Origin of the sequence: Pseudomonas sp. DCB_BI (genome assembly GCF_026240995.1) — a bacterium.
In the GTDB taxonomy this organism is placed as follows: domain Bacteria; phylum Pseudomonadota; class Gammaproteobacteria; order Pseudomonadales; family Pseudomonadaceae; genus Aquipseudomonas.
The window spans coordinates 29,519-47,468 of sequence record NZ_JAPFCG010000011.1 but is presented as its reverse complement, the minus strand read 5'-3'; the positions used below and the strand labels follow the sequence as shown (position 1 = coordinate 47,468).

17 protein-coding genes and 1 pseudogene are annotated in these 17,950 nt (G+C 60.5%); 9 read left to right on the top strand and 9 right to left on the bottom strand.

The features are described 5' to 3' along the window. Positions 1–2: 2 nt before the first annotated feature. Both OO258_RS13565 and OO258_RS13560 read right to left on the bottom strand, forming a co-directional pair. Entirely contained in the window at positions 3–1,778 is a 1,776-nt protein-coding gene (locus OO258_RS13565; protein WP_103469139.1) for a GMC family oxidoreductase, read from the bottom strand. 86 nt (positions 1,779–1,864) lie between these two features. Further along, positions 1,865–2,569: a gluconate 2-dehydrogenase subunit 3 family protein gene (locus OO258_RS13560; RefSeq protein WP_103469138.1), complete on the bottom strand. Its 705-nt coding sequence runs from the start codon at positions 2,567–2,569 to the stop codon at positions 1,865–1,867. Between the two features lie 206 nt (positions 2,570–2,775). Between OO258_RS13560 and OO258_RS13555 the strand changes: the two genes are divergently transcribed. From OO258_RS13555 to OO258_RS13520, 8 genes are all read left to right on the top strand, one after another. After that, complete coding sequence (locus OO258_RS13555; RefSeq protein WP_103469137.1) at positions 2,776–3,819, top strand: LacI family DNA-binding transcriptional regulator; 1,044 nt, start codon at positions 2,776–2,778, stop codon at positions 3,817–3,819. Between the two features lie 127 nt (positions 3,820–3,946). Then, positions 3,947–5,149, top strand: a complete 1,203-nt coding sequence (locus tag OO258_RS13550; RefSeq protein WP_103469136.1) for a mandelate racemase/muconate lactonizing enzyme family protein — start codon at positions 3,947–3,949, stop codon at positions 5,147–5,149. Positions 5,150–5,210: 61 nt separating this feature from the next. Continuing rightward, positions 5,211–6,599, top strand: coding sequence for an MFS transporter (locus OO258_RS13545; protein ID WP_103469135.1), 1,389 nt, complete (start codon positions 5,211–5,213; stop codon positions 6,597–6,599). A 26-nt stretch (positions 6,600–6,625) separates the two neighbouring features. Further along, positions 6,626–7,813: an L-dopachrome tautomerase-related protein gene (locus tag OO258_RS13540; RefSeq protein ID WP_103469134.1), complete on the top strand. Its 1,188-nt coding sequence runs from the start codon at positions 6,626–6,628 to the stop codon at positions 7,811–7,813. 128 nt (positions 7,814–7,941) lie between these two features. Further along, on the top strand, positions 7,942–8,427 hold the full coding sequence (locus OO258_RS13535) for a GlcG/HbpS family heme-binding protein (protein ID WP_232099724.1): 486 nt from the start codon (positions 7,942–7,944) through the stop codon (positions 8,425–8,427). Between the two features lie 64 nt (positions 8,428–8,491). Continuing rightward, positions 8,492–9,004: a GlcG/HbpS family heme-binding protein gene (locus tag OO258_RS13530; RefSeq protein WP_103469132.1), complete on the top strand. Its 513-nt coding sequence runs from the start codon at positions 8,492–8,494 to the stop codon at positions 9,002–9,004. A 12-nt stretch (positions 9,005–9,016) separates the two neighbouring features. Continuing rightward, complete coding sequence (locus tag OO258_RS13525; RefSeq protein ID WP_103469131.1) at positions 9,017–9,919, top strand: DoxX family protein; 903 nt, start codon at positions 9,017–9,019, stop codon at positions 9,917–9,919. 74 nt (positions 9,920–9,993) lie between these two features. Further along, positions 9,994–10,218, top strand: coding sequence for a helix-turn-helix domain-containing protein (locus OO258_RS13520; protein ID WP_197862837.1), 225 nt, complete (start codon positions 9,994–9,996; stop codon positions 10,216–10,218). Positions 10,219–10,360: 142 nt separating this feature from the next. Here OO258_RS13520 and OO258_RS13515 read toward each other — a convergent pair. From OO258_RS13515 to OO258_RS13500, 4 genes and pseudogenes are all read right to left on the bottom strand, one after another. Further along, positions 10,361–10,852, bottom strand: a pseudogene (locus OO258_RS13515) (flavin reductase family protein); the annotation flags it as partial. Positions 10,853–10,946: 94 nt separating this feature from the next. Beyond that, on the bottom strand, positions 10,947–11,363 hold the full coding sequence (locus tag OO258_RS13510; protein WP_177410017.1) for an ester cyclase: 417 nt from the start codon (positions 11,361–11,363) through the stop codon (positions 10,947–10,949). 23 nt (positions 11,364–11,386) lie between these two features. Beyond that, positions 11,387–12,268: a phytanoyl-CoA dioxygenase family protein gene (locus OO258_RS13505; protein ID WP_103469129.1), complete on the bottom strand. Its 882-nt coding sequence runs from the start codon at positions 12,266–12,268 to the stop codon at positions 11,387–11,389. A 36-nt stretch (positions 12,269–12,304) separates the two neighbouring features. Further along, positions 12,305–13,732 carry an APC family permease gene (locus OO258_RS13500; RefSeq protein WP_103469128.1) on the bottom strand — a complete coding sequence of 476 codons (1,428 nt, stop codon included), beginning with the start codon at positions 13,730–13,732 and terminating at the stop codon, positions 12,305–12,307. Between the two features lie 292 nt (positions 13,733–14,024). On the opposite strand from OO258_RS13500, the gene OO258_RS13495 reads away from it, so the two are divergent. Next, complete coding sequence (locus OO258_RS13495) at positions 14,025–15,080, top strand: AraC family transcriptional regulator (RefSeq protein WP_103469127.1); 1,056 nt, start codon at positions 14,025–14,027, stop codon at positions 15,078–15,080. A gap of 11 nt (positions 15,081–15,091) precedes the next feature. Here the strand turns inward: OO258_RS13495 and OO258_RS13490 are convergent, their stop codons facing one another. Genes OO258_RS13490 through OO258_RS13480 form a run of 3 tightly spaced genes read right to left on the bottom strand, consistent with a single transcriptional unit; the run spans position 15,092 to position 17,948 of the window. Beyond that, complete coding sequence (locus OO258_RS13490; RefSeq protein ID WP_103469126.1) at positions 15,092–16,864, bottom strand: FUSC family protein; 1,773 nt, start codon at positions 16,862–16,864, stop codon at positions 15,092–15,094. Beyond that, on the bottom strand, positions 16,861–17,742 hold the full coding sequence (locus OO258_RS13485) for an HlyD family secretion protein (protein WP_103469125.1): 882 nt from the start codon (positions 17,740–17,742) through the stop codon (positions 16,861–16,863). Before OO258_RS13485 ends, OO258_RS13490 begins: the two co-directional genes overlap by 4 nt. Beyond that, positions 17,739–17,948 (bottom strand): DUF1656 domain-containing protein, encoded by a 210-nt coding sequence (locus OO258_RS13480; RefSeq protein ID WP_103469124.1) that lies wholly within the window; start codon positions 17,946–17,948, stop codon positions 17,739–17,741. The genes OO258_RS13485 and OO258_RS13480 overlap by 4 nt, the downstream gene beginning before the upstream one ends. Positions 17,949–17,950: the final 2 nt, after the last annotated feature.

Here is a 17,950-nt window from a genome sequence, read left to right as displayed (position 1 = left end):
TTTCACGCCTGCACCAGCGGGCCGGGGTTCTTGATGTATTGCTCGATGATCGCCTTGGCCGTCCACAAGGCCAGGGCGCCGATGGTCACGGTGGGGTTGTAGCCGGCGTTGTTGGGGAACGACGAGGCGCCGAGCACGAACACGTTGTGCGCTGCCCAGCACTGTTGGAAGCGGTTCAGGGCACTGGTGCGCGGGTCGGTGCCCATCACCACACCGCCATTGGTGTGTGAGGAGTCGTTGGCGCGGAACGGCGTGTAGTGGTCGGCGGCGAAGTTGTAGGACTCGATGTGCTGGCCGCCGACGGCCTGGGCGATCCGATCGCACTGCTTGCGGATGAACTCGCCCGAGCGCTTGTCGTTGAGGTTGTAGTCGAAGGTCATGCGCATCAGTGGCCGACCGTAGTTGTCCTTGTAGGTCGGGTCGAGGTCGAAGTACATGTCCTCGTGGGCATAGCTGGTGCCCTGGCCCTGGATCATCGCCCAGTTCTGGTAGCTGTGCCGGAAGGCCTGCTTCCAGCCTTTGCCCCAGGTCGGCGCGCCTTTGGGCAGCACGCCGGCCATGCCGATCGGCAGGCCGCTGTTGGACAGCGACTGGATGCCCGCGCCGCCAATGAAGCCCAGGCCGCTGTGGTCGAAGTTGTCGGCGTTGAAGTCGTCGATCTGGATGGCCAGGCAGCCGGTGTTGATGAACGGGTTGAGGTGCTCCTGCTCGAACCACAGGTAGGCGTAGGAGAGTGTCTGGAAGCTGTAGTTGCGCCCGATCACGCCACGGCGGGTGCGCGGGTCATAGGGCTCGCCGATGCCCGAAAGCAGCATCAGGCGCACGTTGTCGAGCTGGTAGGCGGCGACGATGACGATGTCGGCGGGCTGTTCACCCTGCATGCCGTGCTTGTCGATGTAGCTGACCCCGGTGGCGGTCTTGCCGTCGGCGGACTTGTTGATGTGCAGTACTTCGGTTTCGGTCAGCAGTTCGAAGCTCGGGTGGCGCATCAGCGCCGGCACCACGCAGGCGTTGGGGCTGCTCTTGGACCAGTTGCCGCAGCCGAACAGCTGGCAGTAGCCGCAATAGGTGCAGGGGCCCATGCGCACGCCCAGCGGGTTGACGTAGGCCTGGGAGATCGTGCCGGCGGGGACCGGGAAGGGGTGGTAGCCCAGCTCGGTGGTCTTGTGGGTGAAGATGTCATTCCAGTGGCTGGGCACCAGTGGCGGTGTCGGGAATTCACGGCTGCGTGAACCTTCGAAAGGGTTGCCGCCGGGCATCACCTGGCCCTCGATTACCCCGGCCTTGCCGCTGGTGCCGGCGATGCGCTCGAAGCGGTCGTAGAAGGGTTCGAGTTCGGCGTAGGTCACACCCCAGTCCTGCACCTGCAGGCCCGGCACCAGTTGCTGCTTGCCGTAGCGCTCCACGGTCTTGCTGTACGGCTCGAAGTCGAACGGGTTGAAACGCCAGGACGCGGCGGCCCAGTGGGTACCGGCGCCGCCAACGTTGTTGCCGAGGGTCAGGTTGCTCCACTCGCGCACCGGCAGGGCTTGCTGGCCGGCGTGGTTGCGCACGGTGTAGGTCTCCAGGCGCGGCGGCTGGAGGATTTCCTTGCGGGTGGCCCAGCGCAGTTCGTCGGTGTCCACCGAGGGCGGAAAGTCCGTGGCGGTGTCGCGCCAGGCACCACGCTCGATGGCCACCACCTTGAGTCCGGCCCGGGCCAGTTCCTCGGCGATGATCGAGCCGGACCAGCCCAGACCGATCACCACCACGTCCGCTTTGGCTCTTGTCGTTTTCATCTGTATTCCTTGGGGCGCGCGCAGGCGGGGGCCGGCAGGGCCACGGGGCTGCCTCGCGCAAAATTGGGGGGAAGGTCCGGGTGGACTCAGCCTGCCCGGTCGAGCAGGCTCACCGGCTCCAGGTCGAGCGGCAGGCCTTTCCTGTGCAGATACGGGCGATAGTCGTAGCGGGCGCCGGGGAAGCCGATCAGCCGCCAGCCCACCATGTCGCGGTTGCCGCCATACATGGGGTCGGCCAGGTAGCCTTCGCGCACGTTCTGCAGCAGCAGTGCGAAGAAGTCGGCATCCAGGGGCGCAGTACCGGCTTCCATCGCTCGCAGCAGTGCATCCTGCTGTTCACCGGTCAGGCCGCTGAACGGCCGGGCATGCTGCTGCTGGCAGTACTGACCGAGCCGCGCCAGGCCATCGCGGTAGCGCTGCGCAGGCGTCAGCCTGAACTGCGGCCCTTGCTCGGGCGTTCCCTGCACGTAGGGGCCGAGGCGGTAGGTGCTGGCGGCCTGGCCGTAGGGCCCGGCCAGTTGCCGGTCGATAAACACCACGCAGCCGGCCTGGCTGGCGCTCATGCCCAGTTCGTCCTCGGGGATCAGGCGGTCGAAGATGGCCGCCACTTCCCGGGCTTCGTCTGAGGTGAGGTAGGCTAGGGCGCCGGATTTCGGCGGTTGGGGCAGGGCGTCGGCGTGGGTGCCGCTGGCCCGCGGGCGGTCGCTGGCGAGCACGCCGGCACTGGCGCTGCCGATGGCGCCAAGGGCGCTGATTTGAACGAGTGAGATCAGGGCTTCACGTCGATTCATGTCCATCATCCTCAGGACGTGCGTCGGCCAAGGGGCACTGGCGACGCGTGCGTTATTGTTATGGGGCCGGCCTTGTGGCTGGCGGGGCGAGTCTAGGGGCGCAGCGACGGCCCGCGCCATGACTGTTTTGACGGGTTTCCTTCAAGATTGTCGCAGGCTACTCTTGCCCGACTTCAGCAACGGTGCATCCACGGGGTAGGGCGGGTATGGCTTCAGACGGCAAAGGGCAGGTGCGTGCGGCAGTCACCTTGAGCGATGTGGCGCGCTTGGCCGGCGTCGCGCCGATGACGGTGTCGCGCTACCTCAACCAGCCGGACACCGTGCGCGAACCGACCCGCCTCAAGGTGCGCCGGGCCATCGAGCAGACCGGTTACGTGCACAACCGCCTGGCCGGCGCGCTGAAGTCCAGCCGCACGCGGCTGGTGGCGGTGGTGGTGCCGATGGTCACCAACCCGATCTTCTCCGACACCTTCCAGGCCATCAACGAGCGCCTGATCAAGGCTGGCTACCAGGTGCTGCTGGGCGTCTCGGGCTACCAGACCGAGCAGGAGCAGGAGCTGCTGGAGGTGATCCTCAGCCGCCGCCCGGACGGCATCATCCTCACCGGCACCCTGCACACCAGCCTCAGCCGCAACCGCCTGCGCGCGGCTGGCGTGCCGGTGGTGGAAACCTGGGACCTGTCTGCCGAGCCGATCGACATGCTGGTCGGGTTTTCCCACGAACAGGCCGGGCGCGAGGTGGCGCGGCAGCTGGTGGGCCAAGGCTACCGACGCTTCGCCCTGCTGGCCGTTGACGACCCGCGTGGCTTGCGCCGTGCCGACAGTTTCGTCCAGGCCCTGGCCGAGCAGGGCATCACCGACGTCCAGCGCCAGACCTGGCAGGGCCTGCCGTCCCTGGCCCAGGGTCGTGAAGGCCTGAGCGTGCTGCTCGAGCAGTCCGCCGTCGATAGCGAAGGCCCTTGCGCCGTGGTGTGCACCTCCGACACCATTGCCCAGGGCGTGCTGACCGAAGCGGCCGCCCGCGGCATCGCGGTGCCCGGGCAACTGGCGGTAATGGGCTTTGGTGACATGGCCTTCGCTGCGCACACCTTCCCGGCCTTGTCGACGGTACGTATCGACGGCACCCTGATGGGCGACACGGCCGCCAGGATGTTGCTGGAGCGCCTGGGCGGCGATGCGCAATCGCCCGCGACCGTTGATATCGGCTTCAGCCTGGTGCAGCGCGAGAGCACTCAGACGCTGGAAAGTTAACGTTAACATTTTCACGCTTCGGCAAACTTTTTTCTAAATCCTCTTGTCCTGTATTTCTGGATGCGCTAGGTTTTTTAGCGGAAATGGTAACGATACCATTTGCTGGAATGGACTCAGGACAAGAACAATGTCGAAGATCACCTGTGTTAGAACCCTGCGCCTGCCCGAACGCCCCAAGCTGCTCTGGCTGGAGATCGAAACCGATGAAGGCCTGATCGGCCTGGGCGAAACCTTTCGTGGTGCTGCCACCGTCGAGGCGGCCATCCACGAACTCATCGCCCCAGGATTGATCGGCCGCGCCTCACGGCAGATCGAAGCAATCTCCCTGGAACTCACCACGCCCTACGTCGGTTACCACAGCGCCAGCGCCGAAATCCGCGCCGCCAGCGCTGTGGACATCGCCCTGTGGGACCTCAAGGGCCAGCGCCACGGTATCCCCATCCATGAAGCGCTCGGCGGTGCCTGCCGCGAGCGCATCCGGGTGTACAACACCTGCGCCGGCTACGAATTCAACACCCAGCAGGGTGCCCGCCGCGAGATCAGCGCAAGCGACTGCGCCCAGGGCCCTTATGACGATCAGTTGGCCTTCAGCCGCGACGCCGGCGCCCTGGCGATCAGCCTGGTGGAGGAGGGCTACACGGCCATGAAGATCTGGCCGTTCGACCAGTTCGCCCGCCAGCCCGGGGCCAACACCATCAGCCTGGACGAGGTGCAGAAGGGCTGCGAAGCGTTCCGCCAGATTCGCGCGGCGGTGGGCAACCGTATCGAGATCATGTGCGAGCTGCACAGCCTGTGGGACACCACGGCAGCCCTGCGCATCTGCCAGGCGCTGGAAGCCTTTGACGTGTACTGGGTGGAAGACCCGCTGTGCAAGATGGACGACGCCCAGGCCCTGGCCGACCTGCGCAAGCGTACCCGGGTGCCGATCTGCGCCAGCGAAACCCTGGGCGGCAGTACGGCCTACCGTGACCTGCTCAAGGCCGACAGCCTCGATTACCTGATGCTCGACCTGGTGTGGTGCGGCGGTTTCACCGAAGCGCGCAAGATCGCCGCGCTGGCGCAGGCCTACAACAAGCCGCTGGCGCCCCACGACTGCACCGGCCCGGTGGCGTTGTTCGCCGGCTTGCACCTTGGACTGCATGCGCCCACGGCCGTGCTTCAGGAAGTGGTGCGGGCATCGCTGTCGAGCTGGTATGGCGAACTGGTTACCCAGCTTCCGCAGATCGATGGCGGCTTCGCCCTGGCACCGCAACGGCCTGGCCTGGGCACGGCACTGCGGCCTGAAGTGCGCCTGCGTACCGATGCGATCGTGCGTGAAACCCACTGCTGACTGATTGCTGCGCGGCAGCCTCCCAGGTTGCTCGCGCTTGCAAACCGGTATCGAGAATACAATGAAAAAAATACATTCTCTGCGCCGCTTCATCGCCGAACACCGGCGCCATGAAGTCATTGCCCTGCTGTTCGTGATGATGATCATCAACCAGGGCGACCGCGCCACGCTGTCCATCGCCGGCGCCAGCCTGGCCGATGAAATGGGCCTGGGGCATGCCCAGATGGGCTGGCTGTTCTCGGCCTTCGCCTGGGCCTACATGCTCCTGCAACTGCCGGGTGGCCTGGCCATCGACCGCTTCGGCAGCATTCGCGTGCTGGGGCTGGCGATCGTCGCCTGGTCGCTGTTCACCGGGTTGATTGGCACTGTCGCGATGATGCCGGTGGGCCTGGCCTTCGTCGCCGTATTCGCCCTGCGATTTCTGGTCGGCGCTGCCGAGGCACCGTGCTTTCCGGCCAACAGCAAGATCGTCTCGATGTGGTTCCCCACGGCCGAACGTGGCACCGCGACGGCGATCTTCAATTCGTCCCAGTACTTCGCTGCGGTGGTGTTCACACCATTGCTGGCGTGGGTCTCGACCCGCTGGGGCTGGCCGTGGGTGTTCTATGTGATGGGCGTGGCGGGCGTCGCCATGGGCGTGGTGTTCATTCGCCGGATCAAGGCGCCAGTCGAGCACCCGACGCTGACGGCGGTGGAACTCGAGGCCATGCGCCTGGGCGGGGCCAGCCTGCGCGAGCACGCTAGCAGCCGGCCGCCAGGGCAGGGCTGGCGCGACACCTGGACGCGCGCCCGTGGCCTGCTGCGCCAGCGCATGTTCCTCGGCATCTACCTGGCGCAGTTCTGCATCAGCACGCTGACGTTCTTCTTCCTCACCTGGTTCCCGGTGTACCTGGTGCAGCAGCGCGGGCTGTCGTTGCTGGATGCCGGCCTGTTGGCGGCGGTGCCAGCCATCTGCGGATTTGTGGGCGGGATTACCGGCGGCATGGCTTCGGACTGGATGTTGCGCAAGGGGATGTCGCTGACGTTGGCGCGCAAACTGCCGATCTTCATCGGCATGGCGCTGTCGATGAGCATGATCCTGTGCAACTACGTGGAAACCAACCTGCTGATCGTGCTGTTCATGGCCCTGGCGTTCTTCGGCAAGGGCGTGGGCGCGCTGGGCTGGGCGATCATCGCCGATGTCTCGCCCAAGGACAGCATCGGCATGAATGGCGCGATCTTCAACACCTTTGGCAGCCTGGCCGGCATCGTCACCCCGGTGGTGATCGGCTACATGGTGCAGTCGATGCACTCGTTCAATGGTGCCCTGGTGTATGTCGCGCTGAATGCCGTGGGTGCGTTCGTCAGCTACCTGCTCATTGTCGGCCCGCTGCAACGCCCCGACGACAACTCGAACCCGCAAGACCGCGACCGGCCCGCGCCATCGCTCAAGCCTGCTACTGCGCGCTGACTTTATTACTGACAAGGACAATAACAATGAATACATCAGGACGTACCTCCCGCGCATTGCGCATTGCCGGTTTTGCCCTCGGCCTTGCCTGCACCCCGCTGGTACAGGCGCAGGACCTGCCGCCCAGCGGCCAGCCGCTGACCGAGGTCGCTCGCCTGGACTGGCTGTGCAACGCCGTGGCACTGACTTCCGGTGGTCGCCTGTTCGTCGGCCTGCCGCGCTGGCCAGGCTTCGAGAAAACCCCGTCGATCGCCGAGGTGCTGCCCGACGGCAGCCTCAAGCCGTTCCCGGGCGGGCAGTGGAATGCCTGGGCACCGGGCAAGCCGAGTGCTGCAGCGCTGGTAAAGATCAACACCATCCATATCTTCGACGACGACACCCTGTGGGCCATCGACCAGGGCGAGGATGCCGGGCCCAAAGGCATCAACCCCGGGCAGAAGATCCTGCAGTTCGACACCCGCGACGGCAAGTTGCTGCGCAGCATCAGCCTGCCCGCCAGCGTGTTGCCGGCCGGCGCCCACCTCAACGACCTGCGCCTGGACAGCGAGCATGCCTATGTGACCGACTCGGGCCTGGGCGCGATCATCGTTGTCAACCTGAAAACCGGTGAAGCCGTGCGCCGCCTGGCCGGGCATCCGTCGACGCAGATGGCGCCCGAACGCCGGCCGATCGGTGAAAACGGCCAGCCGCTATTGCTGGCTGACGGCAGCGATCACCAGGTGCATTCCGACCCTATCGAGATCAGCCCCGACGGCCAATGGCTGTACTACCAGCCGCTGAGCGGGCCGTTGTGGCGGGTGCCGACCGCAGCGTTGCGCGACACGCGGATCAGCGAAGCGGAGCTGGGCAAGCAGGTCGAGTTCGTGCATGACACCAGCCCGCTGACTGGCACGGCGATGGACAGTGCCGGCAACGTCTACCTGGGCGAGTATGACCGGCCGCGCGTGTCGGTGTACGCGCCGGACGGCACGCTGCGCGTGGTCGCCGAAGACCCGCGGCTGTGGAACCCGGATGCGATGATCATTTCCGACCAGCGCGAGCTTTATATCCCGGTGCCGCAGAGTGCGCGCTTGGCCTCCAACCGTGGTCCTGGCGGCCAGGACGCGATCGTGCGGCCATTCATGATCTACAAGGTGCAACTGCCGGCAGCCCTGGGGGGGCGCGAGAAAGTCCCGGCCGTGGTCGGCAAGCCGCTGACCACCGTCGCCCGCTGATCCACTTACCCCATTAACCCACTTGATGCACTTGCGAGCCCCTGCGGCTCGCGAGCAGGGCGCCCCTGCGCCCGCATTCAGCCAGCCCTGCGCAAACACGCACAGGGCACCAACCAGGAGATGTACCGATGAAAACAACAATGACCATCGCCGCCTTGTCCCTTGCCTTTGCCATGGCGACTTCTGCCCAGGCCGCCAGCCCGGCGCCGACGGTGGTGGCCCAGGAAAACCTGTCCACCGCCGCTGCCCTGCAGTTGACGCAGCAAGCCACCGAGCTGGCCGCCAGCCGGGCCATGAAGATCTGCATCGCGGTCACCGATGCCGACGGCCACCTGCTGGCCTTCACCCGTATGCAGGGTGCATATGCCGGCTGCGTCGAGGCCTCGATTGCCAAGGCCACCTCGGCAGCGCGCTTTGCCATCAACACCATCACGTTCTATGACCTGGCGCGCAAAGAGAACCTGGCCATCGGCACCATCCCCGGCATCCTGCCGGCAGTGGGCGGGGTAGTGGTCAAGCACGGTGGCAATGTGGTCGGCAGCGTTGGCGTAAGCGGTGCCACCGACCTGACCGAGCAGAAACTCGCCGAAGACGTGGCGGCGACCTTCCGCTGATGGCCGTGGCCCTCTGTGCGAATGCGCGGAGGGCCAATCTGGATCGATTGAAAAGGAATTGCAGATGAACGTTTATTTCCGGCGCCTGCTCCTGGCTGGCCTCACTCTGTTTGCTGCGCCATGGGCCCAGGCCAGTGAAGGCACTGCCTTGCGTGGCACCACTCAGCTGTCCCTGGGCGGCGCGGCAGCGCTGCTCGACAGCGCCGTGGCCAAGGCTCGCGCCGAAGGCACTCACCCGTGCATCGCGGTGACCGACACCAATGGTTACCTGCTGGCCTTCAAGCGTATGGACGGCGCCGCCCCAGGCTGCATCGAGGCGGCGATCAAGAAGGCTAACTCGGCGGCGATCAACGACGTCGACACCGTGGTGTTCTACGACCTGGCGCGGCAGAAGAACCTGCAGCTGGGCAGCATTCCCGGGATCCTGCCCGCCGTCGCCGGGGTGGTGATCCGCCAGCAGGGCCAGGCAGTCGGTGCCTTGGGCGTGGCCGGCGGTGCCAGCGATGACCAGGAGCAACGCATGGCCACGGAGCTTGCGCGTGCCTTCGAGAAAACCCTGCCTGTCAGCCACCCTTGATCGAGGTTCGTGATGAACAGTCCTGTACGTTCCCTTGATGTGGTCGAGGGCGCTTATGCCAACGACTACGGTCTGCTCAAGCCGTCGCGCATGCCCAACGCACTCAGCGTGGCCGGGCTGGCGGCGACTCTGGTGGCCGCCCTCTATTGTGGTTGGGGCAACCATACGTTGCCAGATTTCGCCGCCTGGTCGAGCACGCTGTGGATGTGCGTCGCCTTGTTCAGTGCGGCGCTGATCACCCCCAGGGCGTTCGCCCCGGGCTTTCTGCTGTCGTTGCTGCCGTTCCTGATTGCCTGGCGCGTGGCGGCGATGAACGATGCACTTGTCATGGTCTGGGTCGCGAGCATCGCCGCCGTGCCGTTGCTGTTGCAGTTCGCCGACTGCGTGCTCGGCGACCTGCGTCGTGATCGCAAGAAGCCAGGGGCCTGGCTGGGGTTGCTGTTGTGGCAGGCGACGATCGTGCGCATGTACTTCGGCCTGAACGAGCTGTGCCACAGTTCCGAGAAGATCTTCGCCGGGCTGGGCTGGTTCCATCGCTTGGAGACGGGCTTCCAGGGCTTTGGCCTGGGTGAGGTCGCGGCGTACTTCGTGGTGCTGGGCGGGCTCATCGAGTTTGCCAGTGCCGTCAGCGTCGGGCTGGGGTTGTTCGCACGGCTGGGGGCATTTGTGAGCCTGGTGTATTTCCTGGTAGCTACGGTCGGTTTCGGCGGTGAGTGGAGCCGGGGCTATGCCTGGGCTTCGCCGGGCGGGGGCGGCTGGGAGTACGTGATGCTGCTGATGGTGGTGTTTGCCGGGGTGATGGTGACCGGGGCCGGCAAGTTCTCGCTGGATGGTTGGTTGTTGCGTCGGGGCTGGATGCCGCGTCGCTTGATGTGGTTGGCATTCAACGTTAAGGGTGCCAGTCCCCGCGAGTAGAGAAGGCAAGCGGAGTAGGCGAAACTTGCACAGCCATGGCAGACTCCGCACCTTTTGTTAGTGGATGTTTCCAGGTGGACAAGATTGACCGTCGCCAAGGCATGGCGGATGTCGCCCAACTGGCTGGCGTCAGCCTGAGTACCGTCGACCGTGTGTTGAACGAGCGCGGCAGCGTTTCCGACAGCAAGCGTCGCAAGGTGCTGCAGGCAGCCCAGGTGTTGGGGCTCAAACGCCTGCTGCCGTCTGCGCTGCATGGCTTGCTGCGCTTTGCTCTGATTAAGTTGATCGTCATTCGGTGAGATGAAAATTTGCTGGCGAGGCACCATGTTAAAACGGCCGTGTCCCAAAGGCGTGTGGCCGGCGACATACATCGAGGTGTGTTTTTCCAGAGGCCTGAAGACTAAAAGGAATCAACAAATCTCATCCAGATGCTAAGGAAATGTACGCTCCCTTGTGGAACACCAAGGGGGCTCTACCGTGATCGGTGAATGCAACGACTTGTCCAAGGATGACATGGTGGTCGCCTGCATCGATTTGGCCAAAAAGCTCACATTCAAGATGAGCAGAACACCCATAGAACACTGGGGCTCCCCCGGCCCCGCAGGTATGTTCGACTGCGGCGAACTTCTCCTCACCACTTCTGGCGAATCTGTTAGATAAGTCGATTTGTTCGGCGGCCAAGATGTTCACCGCGAAATGAGACGCTTGGCTGAATACCTCATAGCTAGAGGAGCGCTTGTCGATGCTCCACAAGATGAGGGCCGGATTTAACGATACGGAGCTGAAGCTGTTCGCCGTAACGCCCACCTTTCTGCCTGCTAGAACTGCGGTCATGATGGTTACCCCAGTTGGAAAATTACCAAGCGCATTTCTAAATGCGCGGGGATCTATTTGGGGGGGATACTTGAGTTTGGTTACTGGCGAGCTTTGCATCGGCGTGTTCCTTCGCGCTGCTGATATTGTTGGCACAATTTATCCATGGCGGGCCTCCAGGTGCATATCGTGGGATGCGCCTGGAGGCTTTTCGTCACGCCCAGCCCAGTTGCTTACCCGCGTGGCTGTCGTTCCACACCTTCGTCACCTCGGCCACTTTGCCGTCCTTCAACCTCATGACGAAAACGTAGTCCGAAATTACTGGTCTGCCGGTGGCTGGTACAGGTTCATTGATACCAGTGTGAGTCCCGCAGAACCGAGCAAACGCGATAACGGTTTGACGCTTTTCATCAGTCGCAACGTTGACCAGTTCGTAATGTGCGTCCGGCAAAATTTCGAGAAGATGCGGCATCGAGTCGCTATATGCTTCAACTGTTTTCATCGCCTCAAGAGACTCAGCTTGAACGTTGAATACAGCGCCGTCGTGGCAGTAATGGCGGCACTCCTTCCATCCTTTGCCAGACTCACAGACTTCAAAGAATGCCATGGCAGTTTCGGCGATAGTGCTCATGAGGTAGTCCTTCCAGTGAGTGATCAGATGAGAGAGTCTGCATATGCAGCCGAGCTCGAGTTCGCTGTACTACTCAAGGCGTTGAAGCCCGAGGAGCGACGCTCGGTACTGCCCTTGAGGTAAGCGAGCGGGTCTTCAAAATCGCGGACATAGCCCATGGCGAAGCATCCACACTGGTAGCCCATCAGCTTCAGCAAATCGTCAGGGAGAGTACGAGCTACTTCTGGTGGGGTGGCCAGATACTGGTTTTCTTCTTGGCGTACCCAGCCTACCGCGTAGGTGATGTTCAAGGCCTGGCGAACCTTGTCGCTCTTGTTCTCACCAGCGCCGTGGTAGATCTTGCCGGTGTAGAGCAAGACGGAGCCCTTCTTCATTTCCGCTGGAATGCCAGCTGTCGGAGAGTACTTCTGGCCAGGCCCGGCGAACTGGCTGTCTGGAACGATACGAGTAGCACCGTTTTCGGCGGTGTAATCCGTCATCGCCCACAGCGTATTGCACTGAACCTCGTAGTCGTTCGGGAACTGGAAAAAGTCCCAGGCCAGCTGATCCTGATGCAGCACCTGGGCGGGCGAACCCGGATGTACAGAGATCACTTGTGTCAGGTGCAACTGGAAGGTTGAAGCCTTACTCAAGTGTCTAGCAGCCACCCCAACCACCAAAGGATTCATGATCAGATCACGCGAGGTTTCCGAGCGGAGGATCATTGCGCCGGTACGCTGGGTAGAGAACCCTACAAATTTATCCTCTCCGAAAGGCGTGGTGTCGATGTACGGGCCCATCTCAGCGGCGACCTTGTCCATGACATCAGCGCTCACGAGTTCATCGATCACGACGTACCCATGCTCTTTCAAGGAATTACTGACTTCTTCGATGGTGGCGGTATTGGGCAAGCGGTTAATGAGCATTTTGATTTCCTCTTTGAATGCAGTGAAGGGACTGGGTTACGCCAACTGGCGCAGTGCCTCGTAGCGAACGGGATGTCGGGTTCGGAAACGCTCCGCTACCCAGAAGCCAAAGGCGAAGGTGGCCAGGAGAAACGAGACGACAAAGATCGAAACCGTTTTTGCACTATCGCCACCTATGAGATCGGGCAAGTTGGAAACGGCGACCCAAAGGCATCCCAGGATGCCCAGCAGACCTGCTGAAGGCGCGATGAGGGTCTTCCAGACTTGCCCCCGAACCTGCTCCCGCCGGAAGAACACCACCACCGCCGCGCAGGTCAGAGAGAGGATGGCCATATAGCCAAGTGTTCCGGCCATGGCACCCCATGCATAGATCTGGCTTGCCGGGTCAGCACCTATGGCTATCAGTAGGGCAAAGGCGATGACGCTGAAGAGTGACAGTACGATTGACGAAACGTGTGGGGAGCCATGCTCCGGGTGGACGCTGGAAAAACGGTCATTCAGTACACCGAACCTTCCAAGGGTGTACTTGTAGCGCACTACGATGTTGTGTAGTGACAGAGCACAGGCGAACAGGCTGGTGATCAGCAGCACATGCATCACGTCCATGAAGAGGACGCCGAAGTAGTGCTCGGTGACTGCGAGGTACATATCAGCACCGTGTGCCTCAGAGAACGCTGTGATGTTGTCCTTGCCGATAGAGCTGACCGCACACCACATTGAAATCACATAGAATGCTCCAACCAGAAGCACCGCTGTGTAGGTGGCTCGCGGGATTGTACGGTCGGGGTCTTTAGCTTCCTCTCGGTAGATGACGGTGGACTCAAAACCGATGAAACTGAAAATGGCGAACAGAATTCCCAGTCCTGGGGAGCCCGAGATGATGTTGTCGAGATGGAAGGATGCGCTCTCCAGACCGGTAGGGCCTTTATCGAGGATTACTGCGATATCAACCAGGATGACGACGGCGATCTCCAACACCAAGGCGATACCGAGGAACTTAGAGCTCAGTTCAATATCTCGATAACCTAGGCAAGCGATGACGCCAACCGCCATGAGGGAGTAAACCCACCAAGGTACTGATACTCCCAAGAAGTCGTTCACAACGGCGGCGGACGTGTAGCCGATATAGCCCTGCAGCGCGACAAGGATGAGGGCATAGGAAACCACGGCGAGGGTCGCCGAACCCAAGCCTACTGAGCGTCCCAGACCTTTTTGAATAAAGGCATAAAACGCCCCCGCATTGGAGATGTACTTGGACATCGCAACGAAGCCTACCGTGAAGAGAAACATGATCACGGTTGCGATGAATGCATCCACCGGAGCGGCGATGCCGTTACCCAGCGACACCATCAGCGGTGTGTTGGCGACCATCACGGTCAAGGGGGCTGCGGTGGCCACGACCATCATCACGATGGGGGTGACGCCAAGCGACCCCTTTAATTTTTGCTTCTCAACCTCTCCCATGGGAGCCTCCTCAATCTTTAGCTATCAGGTCATGAGTGCATGGACAGAGGCTGGATGCCTGCCACGACGCTGATGTCAGTATCGAGAAATCCCCTCCAGTAAAACTTGTTTTGATATGACAACTCGTTGTCTTCAGTCCACAAGCCAATGAACCGAAATAGCGCATCGAGCACGGGGATGGTGCGCTTTTGTCCCCTCGATATTCCCGGAGCCTTGTCCGGTTGGGCTTACGTGGGGTGGTATACGAGTTGCATAGTCAGGAATGCTTGGCTCTGTAACGATGGAGGTCTGAATGTACCGATCCACTGCTCAAGATTCCTCAAGACCCGCGACCGTGATGGGGGCTGTGGTTTCTGGATTCGCGTCTTTCCTGCGCCTTCAGGGCGCAGAGGCTGAAGACATATTCGAGCGCTCTGCGATAAATCCGGACGTGCTTGGTGACCCTAATCAACCCATTTCGCTGCCGGCCTTTCTCAAGGCTGTTGATACGGCGGCGACGTTAACGGAGAACGATAATTTCGGTCTCTGGCTGGGTAATCAGTACCGTCCCGAGTACCTGGGGTTATGGGGATATGTTGGGCTTTCGTCTGCAACACTCGGTGATGCCTTATTGAACATGAGCCGATTTTTCCCCGAGTTTCAGAGCCGTAGTTTTTTCAAGGTCAATCATTTCCAGGGCAAAGTTCGCCTGGAGTATGGGTTGTTGGACAGCACTATCATCAGTCGCCGCCACGATGCTGAGATGACGCTTGGGAACGTCTTCAATGTGATGCGTAGGGCTTTAGGTGAGCGCTGGGCACCCTTGGAGGTTCACTTCAGTCATGCTAGGCCGGAGTGCTGGCAGGATCACCAGAAGGCTTTTCGGACAGACGTGCGATTCGAACAGTCGTCGAATGCGATCATCCTCAATGCTTCTGATCTCTCCCGAGCGATGCCTGGGGCTGACCCGCAACTGCTTTTGATCGCACAGCAGAGTTTTGGTGTACTGCGGGTCGCAGGCTCAGTTCGGCTAACGACAGCCGAGCGAGTACGCTCTGAGATCATCGATTCGATTCCAGGAGGAGTGCCGCGTATTGAGCAAGTTGCTGACCGATTGGGGATTCCCGTGTGGACGCTGACTCGTCAACTCAAGGATGAAGGGCAAACTTTTTCGGGCTTGTTCGACTCGGTACGCAAGGAGATGGCCTACTACTACCTCGAAAAGACTGCGATCAACATATCGAAGCTCGCCGAGCTTCTTGGATATACAGAGACGTCTAGTTTCACCCATGCGTTTAATCGTTGGACTGGTGAATCGCCGAAACGCTGGAGGGATCAAGCTCGCTACGCCGAATCCTTAGGGGAATAGCAGGTATCAGCTCACTCTTCTTCAGTCCTACGCCTCGAGTGAATGTGGCCTCTTTCCAACAGGGAAAATCCGAGAGCTGTGAGCTCCTGCCCTTGCGATGACGCCGGCTCATAGGCACTGAGATAAGAAAGCCTTTCCCCTGCTCGTCGATTCAGCCAGGAGCGGGATTTACCCATCGACTGCATCACCCTGAGATCCCTTTCCAATGTTTTCACCACTCGCCGTTGTAGCCAAAGCCCCTTTGGCGGGCCTACTAGCGAGAATCCAACAAAAAGTAGTCCCAGGCCAGCTACGATACCTAAGTCGGTAGTTAGGGACTGATCCACCGCGAACGTCATGTAATTACTCGGCTGTATGGTTACCGCAAAGGTAAGGCAGAAGCCAAGACCATAGGGTGTCAGAGCAGGTGAGGTCATTGCCATAAGGCCTAGGAAAAGTGGCCCGGCCAGAACCACCATCAGCGCTAGGAAATGATTCGGGCCCTGGGCAAGCAGTGGCAGCACTATCAAAACGACAATAGGCACCGCTAATGCCACTCCGACGATAAGTCTCCGCACGATCAACGTCGGCGCTGGAGCTGCAGCGAACATTTGCGAAAAGAGCGTTGGAAGAACCATCATCATGATCAGTGTAGCAGGCCCATCCGACGATACCCAAAGCGTCGCCGCTGCCATGAAAACAAGGCTATTCCGAGTCGCTGATCTTGCAGCCGCGTGCCAATCACGATGACGCTTCAAGCGTTTACCTGGATGAGAGCACGGCTCGCCATTGGGAGAGGATTGAGTAGCTTCGAGTATGCTCAGCAGTGCACCGGTGAATGCTTGAAATGCATCGTTTAGACCGGCGTCAAGCCACTCCTCAGCAACAACCTGCATTTTCTCTAGTAGCGTTCTCAGCCCAATAGTTTGGCTGTTGGAATCAAGCTCAGAAACTCTGGTCAGTTCTTTCGCAAATAACTCGGTGATGTCTGTGAAGGCCTGGCTGGTAGCGCCATCCTGCTCACTGAGCAAACGCTGAACTGTGTGGCCACTGGCCGCTAGCGTGAGCGCGTTTTGGCACATCCGCAGTGCCCTTGGTACGCTGTTCGCCAGTTCATACCTGCCTGCGTTTGAATCATCATTTATCTGCGTAACCAAGCTGATTATTTCAGTGCGCTCCTTATGAAGCGTCGCTTGATCTTCAGGGGTATGAACGAGCGTTTGGGCGTACCCTAAGCATGCCAGATGCAGACGACGGGCGTGGCCGGTAAGCAGTGCTTCAACCTTGAAGGGAAAGAAAAAAACACTGGCTAATGTCGCGCAGCTCGCCCCAACAAGTACCTCTGTCAGGCGTGCCCGAACCACCAGAAAAATCGACTCACTGGTCGTGATGGTGGGGTCGGCCATGGCAAACATCACGATAAGGACGGCGGTTACGGATACTAGAGCCGTGCCAAAGATGAAATTTACGTGGCGCTCCGTTGAGGCAACTGCAGATGTGATCGCAACACAAACGGTCAACGCGCCGATCGCAAGGCTGGGATATGGCAATAGGTTGTTCAGGATGAGCACAGCAACACAAGCTCCGAGGGTTGAGCCGATCACTAGGCACATAGCCTTCTCGATCACTAACCCTGTCTCAGGCCGAGCCTGCAACATCATCGACGCAACCATGGCCCAAAACGGCTTGTCGAGATCCAAGCTCATCGACACAGCGAGTGCCAATGTGACTGCTGACAGCCCTTTGGCTGCAAAGAGGACGCTGCGCAGGCTGGGTTGCAAGTAATGAGTCAGGATCGCTTTCATAAGTTCACGACTCGCGAAAGCGATGGCGAAAGCTTCACCGAAGCGTTCATCCCGGCGCTTAATCGTGTCCCATCGGGAACTGAATCGAGTTTGATATCGACAGGAATACGCTGTGCCAGTCTCACCCAGTTAAAGGCCTGCTGCACTTGGGGTAATAGCATCGGATCAGCTTGCGTATTCGAGTTCGCTACCCCTTTTGCGATGCTTATCACGTGCCCCTTAAGCGGCTTACCTTCGCTCATCAACCTCACATCAGCAGCATCCCCCTCGCTGATGCCGGGCAATTTAGTTTCTTCAAAATAGGCGGTGACGTAAAACGAGCCGTCTTTGATTAGAGAAAATGCTGGGCCGCCCTGAGTAACGTAGTTCCCCTCTTGCAGTTTGACGTTTGTGATAGTTCCGTCAGCAGGGGCTGTCACTCGTGTGCGGGCAAGGTTGATCCGAGCTGTCTCCCATTGTGCTTTGCTAATCTCATAGGCGGATTTCGCTATCAAAACTTGTGATCGTGCATTGTCTAGATCCTCCGCACTGATGGCGTTGATCTTAGCGAGAGGGACACGCCGTCGTTCTTGAACTCGAGCAAGTTCCCAAGCATGCTTGGAGTGTTCCATCTTGGCCTTTGCTTCATCCAGGGTGGCTTGATAACGAGCCTCATCGATTTCAAAAAGCACATCGCCTGTCTTCACCATTTGGTTATCTCTCACATGGAGCTTGGTGACCCAACCCGCGACGTCCGGTGCAACGATCACCACATCAGCTCTCACTCTGCCATCGCGTGTCCAAGGTGACTGGCGATAGTGATTCCATACCCACGCCCCCGAAAAAACGGTTGCCGTTGCAATCAATAGCGTCATGGTGACTCGCAATGCGCCGTTCATTTCAGATCCCCGTCCAGGAATGCCACTGTTGCTGCGACGTAGCAGACGAATAGCGAAAGCCCCAGCCATGAACGCCTGAGCGTCCAGTGTTTGAGCAGTGTGTGAGGAACCAGCAACTGGGTGATCACCGTTAACCCGCCCGCGATGAGGGCGCATAACACCATCGGGCTGACCAGGAGGCCGGCAACTGAAAATTCTCGAAGCATGC